Origin of the sequence: Nocardioides pelophilus, assembly GCF_014180685.1 — a bacterium.
In the GTDB taxonomy this organism is placed as follows: Bacteria; Actinomycetota; Actinomycetes; order Propionibacteriales; family Nocardioidaceae; genus Nocardioides; species Nocardioides pelophilus.
The window spans coordinates 1-5581 of the sequence record NZ_JACEHF010000225.1 but is presented as its reverse complement, the minus strand read 5'-3'; the positions used below and the strand labels follow the sequence as shown (position 1 = coordinate 5581).

General features: G+C 72.0%; 8 protein-coding genes, 1 other RNA gene and 1 pseudogene. 6 read left to right on the top strand and 4 right to left on the bottom strand.

Going from position 1 to position 5581, the window contains the following annotated elements:
• A partial coding sequence (locus H0488_RS24810; protein WP_376768497.1) for a nicotinate-nucleotide--dimethylbenzimidazole phosphoribosyltransferase occupies positions 1–361 on the bottom strand: 361 nt, incomplete at its 3' end.
• Between the two features lie 71 nt (positions 362–432).
• Positions 433–603, bottom strand: a pseudogene (locus H0488_RS24805) (nicotinate-nucleotide--dimethylbenzimidazole phosphoribosyltransferase); the annotation flags it as partial.
• Positions 604–641: 38 nt separating this feature from the next.
• Between H0488_RS24805 and H0488_RS21705 the strand changes: the two are divergent.
• From H0488_RS21705 to H0488_RS21685, 5 genes are all read left to right on the top strand, one after another.
• Positions 642–1196: a 2'-5' RNA ligase family protein gene (locus H0488_RS21705; protein ID WP_183101294.1), complete on the top strand. Its 555-nt coding sequence runs from the start codon at positions 642–644 to the stop codon at positions 1194–1196.
• A 159-nt stretch (positions 1197–1355) separates the two neighbouring features.
• Positions 1356–2378 carry a calcium-binding protein gene (locus tag H0488_RS21700; RefSeq protein WP_183101293.1) on the top strand — a complete coding sequence of 341 codons (1023 nt, stop codon included), beginning with the start codon at positions 1356–1358 and terminating at the stop codon, positions 2376–2378.
• 104 nt (positions 2379–2482) lie between these two features.
• Positions 2483–2968: a DUF2231 domain-containing protein gene (locus H0488_RS21695; RefSeq protein WP_183101292.1), complete on the top strand. Its 486-nt coding sequence runs from the start codon at positions 2483–2485 to the stop codon at positions 2966–2968.
• A gap of 218 nt (positions 2969–3186) precedes the next feature.
• Entirely contained in the window at positions 3187–3420 is a 234-nt protein-coding gene (locus tag H0488_RS21690) for a hypothetical protein (protein ID WP_183101291.1), read from the top strand.
• Positions 3410–3724: a type II toxin-antitoxin system PemK/MazF family toxin gene (locus tag H0488_RS21685; RefSeq protein WP_183101290.1), complete on the top strand. Its 315-nt coding sequence runs from the start codon at positions 3410–3412 to the stop codon at positions 3722–3724. The genes H0488_RS21690 and H0488_RS21685 overlap by 11 nt, the downstream gene beginning before the upstream one ends.
• Positions 3725–3998: 274 nt before the next feature.
• On the opposite strand, the gene rnpB is transcribed toward H0488_RS21685, so the two are convergent.
• Positions 3999–4367: RNase P RNA component class A (gene rnpB, locus H0488_RS21680), an RNA gene on the bottom strand.
• A 73-nt stretch (positions 4368–4440) separates the two neighbouring features.
• On the opposite strand from rnpB, the gene H0488_RS21675 reads away from it, so the two are divergent.
• Entirely contained in the window at positions 4441–4866 is a 426-nt protein-coding gene (locus H0488_RS21675; RefSeq protein WP_183101289.1) for a tetratricopeptide repeat protein, read from the top strand.
• 230 nt (positions 4867–5096) lie between these two features.
• On the opposite strand, the gene H0488_RS21670 is transcribed toward H0488_RS21675, so the two are convergent.
• A partial coding sequence (locus tag H0488_RS21670; protein ID WP_183101288.1) for a transglutaminase-like domain-containing protein occupies positions 5097–5581 on the bottom strand: 485 nt, incomplete at its 5' end.

The following is a 5581-nucleotide window of genomic DNA, read 5'->3' as shown; positions in this document are numbered from 1 at the left end:
GCAGCCCGAGCGCGGCTGCGATGAGTGCCGCCGCCGGCGTGGTATTGCCGATGCCCATGTCGCCGCTGAGCAGGAGCCGGGCGCCCGCGTCGATCTCCTCGTCGGCCACGGCCCGGCCGGCGTCGAGCGCGCGCCGGGTCTCCTCGGGGGTGAGGGCGTCCTCGAGGTGGATCGCGCCGCTGCTGCGCCGGACCTTGTGCGCCCGCACTGCGTCCGGGACGTCGGCCAGGTCGTCGTCGACGCCGAGGTCGAGCACCCGCACGGCGACGGCGTGCGCGCCGGCGAGCGCGGACACCCCGGCCTTGCCGGCGACGAAGGTGCGCACCATCGCCCCGGTGATCTCCGGCGGGTACGCCGACACNACGCCGACACCCCGTGCCGCGCGACCCCGTGGTCGCCGGCGAAGATCACCAGCCGGACGTCGGTGAGCGGCGCCGGCGGCACCTCTCCCTGGGCAGCCGAGAGCCAGACGGCGAGCTCGCCGAGCCGGCCGAGGGCGCCCGCCGGGGTGGCCAGTCCGGCCAGTCGTTCGGCGGCGGCCGCGGCGACGGTCGGGTCCGGCGGCGGGACGGTGGATCCGGTCGGGGAGGGGCGATCGGGCATGGGTGGGAACCTATCGCCCGGCATGGGATCCTCTTCCGGTGACCACCACGCCTGGCCATTCCGTGCTGGTGGTCCCCGTCCCCGGGCTGGAGCCCTTCGTCCGCAGCCGGTGGGAGCACTACGAGCCGGGCTGGGTCTCCCGCGATCCGGCGTTCACGCACGCCCACATCACCGCGCTGGCGCCGTACCTCCCGGAGCCGACGGCCGCCGACCTCGACCGGGTCGCCGCCATCGCGGAGTCGACGGTGGCGTTCGACTACGTCCTCGCCGACGTCGAGGAGTTCCCGAACGGCTGCATCCACGTGCCGCCCCGGCCCGCCGCCCCGTTCGTCGCGCTGACCGAAGCGCTCTGGCGCGCGTTCCCGCAGTGCCCGCCGTACGCAGGGGAGTACGGCGTCGCCCCGCACGTCACCCTCGACCAGCGGTCGGACACGGTGTCGGTCAGCACCACGCGCGCGCTGCTCGACGGCCTGCTGCCCGCTAGGTGCCGCGCCGACCGGCTCGAGCTGCACTGGTACGAGGAGGGCGCCTGTCGGATGCTGGCCGACTGGAAGTTCGCGGATCGCGCCCACCTCGTCGAGGTGAGCGGCTAGTGTCGTGAGTGCGACGCCGGAACTCCCGTTCGGACTAGCGGTCCCATCCGCGAGGTACCGAACGCTCATGGAGTTGTCGTCGTGTTCTCAACCAGGTCTTCGTCTTCCCACTCGCCCCGGCAGGGATCGCGGGGCATCCGGGCGCTGACGCTCGCAGCGATGACTGCCGCGCTGGCAGCACCTGCTCTGGCCGGCGCCCCGCCGGCCGCAGCCGTTGCGACCTGCGGCGGCAAGCCCGTCACCATCTCCGGAGCGGGCGACATCTTCGGCACCGACGGCGACGACGTGATCTTCGGCTCCACCGGCGCCGACGCCGTCTATGCCTTCGGTGGGAACGACACCATCTGCGCCCGCGGCGGCGTCGACTTCGTCTACTCCGGGGCAGGTGACGACGTCTCGTGGGGCGGCACCGGCAACGACAGCATCTACGCGGACTTCGGCGTCGACGAGATCCACGGTGGCTCCGGCGACGACTACCTCCTCGCCGGGAGCGACCCGGCTGACACCGCAGGAGACACCGTCTACGGCGACGCCGGCATGGACGACGTCTGGGGCGGGCCGATGGCCGACAGCCTCAACGGCGGTGACGGCGACGACACCATGTACGCCCAGAGCGGCGACGACCTCCTCAACGGCGGCGCCGACAACGACATCATCTACGGCCAAGGCGGCAACGACACGATCAACGGCGGCGCCGGCGATGAGCAGCTCGTCGACGGCGGGCCCGGTCAGGACGTCGTCCACGGCGGGCCGGGGCAGGACATCGTCACGGGCGGCGACGACACCGACACCGTCTACGGCAACGCGGGCAACGACTACCTGTACAGCCTGAGCGGCAACGACACCCTCAACGGCGGGGAGGGCAATGACCAGCTCGCAGGCGGGGATGCGGCCGAACGACTGACCGGCGGGCCGGGCACCGACTTCCTGCAAGGAGCGCTCGGCAACGACCGCCTCGTCGGCGGCACCGAGGCCGACACCCTGTACGGCAACGAAGGCGATGACCACCTCGACGGCGGCGACGGAGCCGACACTCTCGTCGGCCACGCCGACGACGACGTCCTGCGCGGTGGCGCCGACGACGACTCCCTCAGCGGCGGAGACGGCGACGACCGCCTCTACGGCGAGGCCGGCACGGACCTCCTCGACGGAGGGGCTGGAAGCAACATCGAGCGCCAGTAGCGCTCGGGGCCGATGGTGCACGACGTACGCTCCGGCACCAGGCTTGAGGTGGGCTTGAGAGAGCATTGAGCACCCGATGACGCTCCACGGCCCACGATGAGCGCATGTTCGACCAGTTCAACGGCCTGCCCGTGCATCCGCTCGTCGTCCACGCCGTCGTCGTGCTGCTTCCGCTCGCCGTGGTCGGGACCTGGGCGATCGCGCTGGTTCCGCGCTGGCGTCCGCGCTACGGGCCGCTCGTGGTCGCCGGTGCGCTGCTGTCGGTGGCGCTCATTCCGGTGGCGACCTCGTCGGGCGAGGAGCTCGCCCACCGGGTCGGCGAGCCCGAGGCGCACGAGGAGCTCGGCGAGAGCCTGCTCTGGTTCGCCGTGCCGCTGCTGGTCCTCGTCGTCGTACTGGTCTGGCTCTCCCACCGTCAGTCCCGGGCACAGGCGACATCCGACCCGTCGGACCCGACCGGTCCCCGGGCGACGCGCCTCGTCACCGCCGTCGCGGTCCTCGCTGCTCTGGCCGGCCTGGCGACGGCGGTCCAGGTCTACCGGGTGGGCGACTCCGGCGCGGAGGCCACCTGGGGCTCGGCCTCACGCTGAGGTCGGCCGAGGGCTCAGAACGGAGTGGGGACGAGCACCGCACGGCATCACGACGACAACCAGGCGAACGACGAGATGCTCAGCATCGAGGAAAGCCGCCGCGTTCCTCCGCGTCCCCGTCGCCACGATGCGCTACTGGCGCTCCATCATCTGCTTCTCCTTGTCGGGTGTGGATGAACCCGGTTTCGATGTCTTACATTTCGTGACACACTTGACGCATGGCAGCCACGATCACATTCCGCCCCGACGACGAGGCGCGCCTCGCGCTCGAGGAACTCACTGCCGACGGCACCCCGGTCTCTGCAGCCGTGCGGGACGCTCTGGTCGAAGCCGCTGCGCGCCATGCCAAGGCCCGCCTCCGGTCGGAGGTACAGGCGCTGGCCGCCGACCCGGAGGACCGCGCCGAAGCCGCTCGCGTCCTGCGCGACATGGAGCACCTGCGTGCGTGGTGACGTCTATCGGGTCCACTCGCCGCGGGGAGCCCGCGGCCATGAACAGCAAGGAACCCGCTACGCCGTCGTCGTGCAGTCCGATGAGTTCGACGCGTTGTCCACCTGGCTGGTCGCCCCCACCTCCACCTCAGCGAGGCCAGCAACCTTCCGGCCCGCCGTCGAGGTCAACGGCCAGGAGACGCTCGTGCTCGCCGAACAGACGAGCGCTGTCGACTCAAGCCGACTCGGTGAGCGCGTCGGTCACCTCGGATTCGACGAGCTGAGGGCGGTCGATGCCGCGCTTCGCCTCGTCCTCAGCGTCTGAGTCGAGTTCCGGGGCTTGGACGTCTCGCGCCGCGGTTCAGCGCCCGGTGCCCATCCCGCGGTCGGGAGCGCTCCGCCTCGGAGGAGGAGGCTGGATCCGCCGTGTCGGCTGCCGGCGGTCCCTGGCTTCCCGGGCGGCCGCTTCCTGCCGGGCGCAGCTCGGCGTACATCGCCTGATCGAGCTGCGTGCGTGCCTGTTCGGCGCGCTCGTGCGCCGGACCGCTCAAGACGAAGGCGGCTGATTTCAGAGTTTCCGCAGGTCAGACGGCATATGGGGGACGGGCCGACCTGTAAGCCGGGTTCTGTGATCGGTGACCATCTATCTACGACCGCCGTTGCCGACGGCCTCCTGCGGCCTACCCGTGTGCTCGGGCGAGCAGCCCTCGGGCGCACACTGTCTGGCCTTGCTCCAGGTGGGGTTTGCCTAGCCGTCCCGGTCGCCCGGGGCGCTGGTGGGCTCTTACTCCACCGTTTCACCCTTACCTCGCCCCTCGAGAGGGATGAGGCGGTCTGTTCTCTGTGGCACTGTCCCGCGGATTGCTCCGGGTGGGTGTTGCCCACCACCTTGCTCTGTGGAGCCCGGACTTTCCTCGGTACCCGACCCTGTCGCCAGGGGCGGATCACGCGGTCACCCGGTCGGCCCGTCCACGGCACAGGCTAGTGCCTCCCGCAGGGGTACGACGGAATCACCGCGACCGTGGCATCGTTGCAACCCCCATGAGCGAGCAGGAGAACCCGTTGCGAGCCCCGGGCATCGTCTTCCCGGGTGCGGCCGCTCGCCCCGAGAGCGCCTACCGGACGGCGCACGACCTCCTCGAGCGGCGCGCGCCGAGCCAGGCCTTCGAGGTGCTCGAGTCAGCGCTGGAGCAGGAGCCCGCCAACCGCGGGCTGCGGCTGCTGCGGGCGTGGGCCTACCTGATGCGGGCCCAGCTGGTGAAGGCCTCCGACGAGCTCGCCGACCTGGTCGGGGACGACCCGTCCGACGCCTGGGCCCAGCACGCGCTGGGGCGGGCCCTCGAACGGCAGTCGCGGCACCGCGAGGCGCTCCCGCACCTCCGGCTCGCGGCCGCGATGAGCGGCGACGTCGAGCACGAGCTCGCCGTGCTGAGGGTGGAGCGGCTCGCGGGAGACCTGAAGACGTAGGTCTCGTGACGGTCGCTGCGCGACCTCCTCGACCAACGGGGGCGGGGGTCTCGTGACGGTCGCTGCGCGACCTCCTCGACCAACGGGGGCGGGGGTCTCGTGACGGTCGCTGCGCGACCTCCTCGACCAACGGGGGCGGGGGTCTCGTGACGGTCGCTGCGCGACCTCCTCGACCAACGGGGGCGGGGGTCTCGTGACGGTCGCTGCGCGACCTCCTCGACCAACGGGCGTCAGGCGGTGCGGGTGATGCTCACGTCGACGGTCATCCGGGACGTCCGGGCGCCGGAGTAGATCCCGGTCAGCGGCGAGACGTCGCGGTAGTCCCGACCCGTGGCGATCGCGATGTAGCGGTCGTCGGGCACCGCGTCGGCGCTCGGGTCGAACGCCTGCCAGCCGGCGTCCCACCACTCCAGCCACGCCCTCGAGTCGCCGACCACGGTCTCGCCGACGACCGGATCGGTGACGGGATGCGCGTAGCCGGAGACGTAGCGGGCCGGGATCCCGAGCGAGCGGAGTCCGCCGATGGCGAGGTGGACCATGTCCTGCACCACGCCGGCGCGCTGCTTCCACGCCTCGGCAGCAGGGGTGCGGACGTCGGTCGAGCCCGGCAGGAACTCGATCTCCTGGTTGACCAGGCGACACACCGCCCGCGCCGCGCCGCCCGGCGTTCCCGCCGCGCGCGCGGCGGCCTGCACCTCGTCGACGGTCCAGGTCG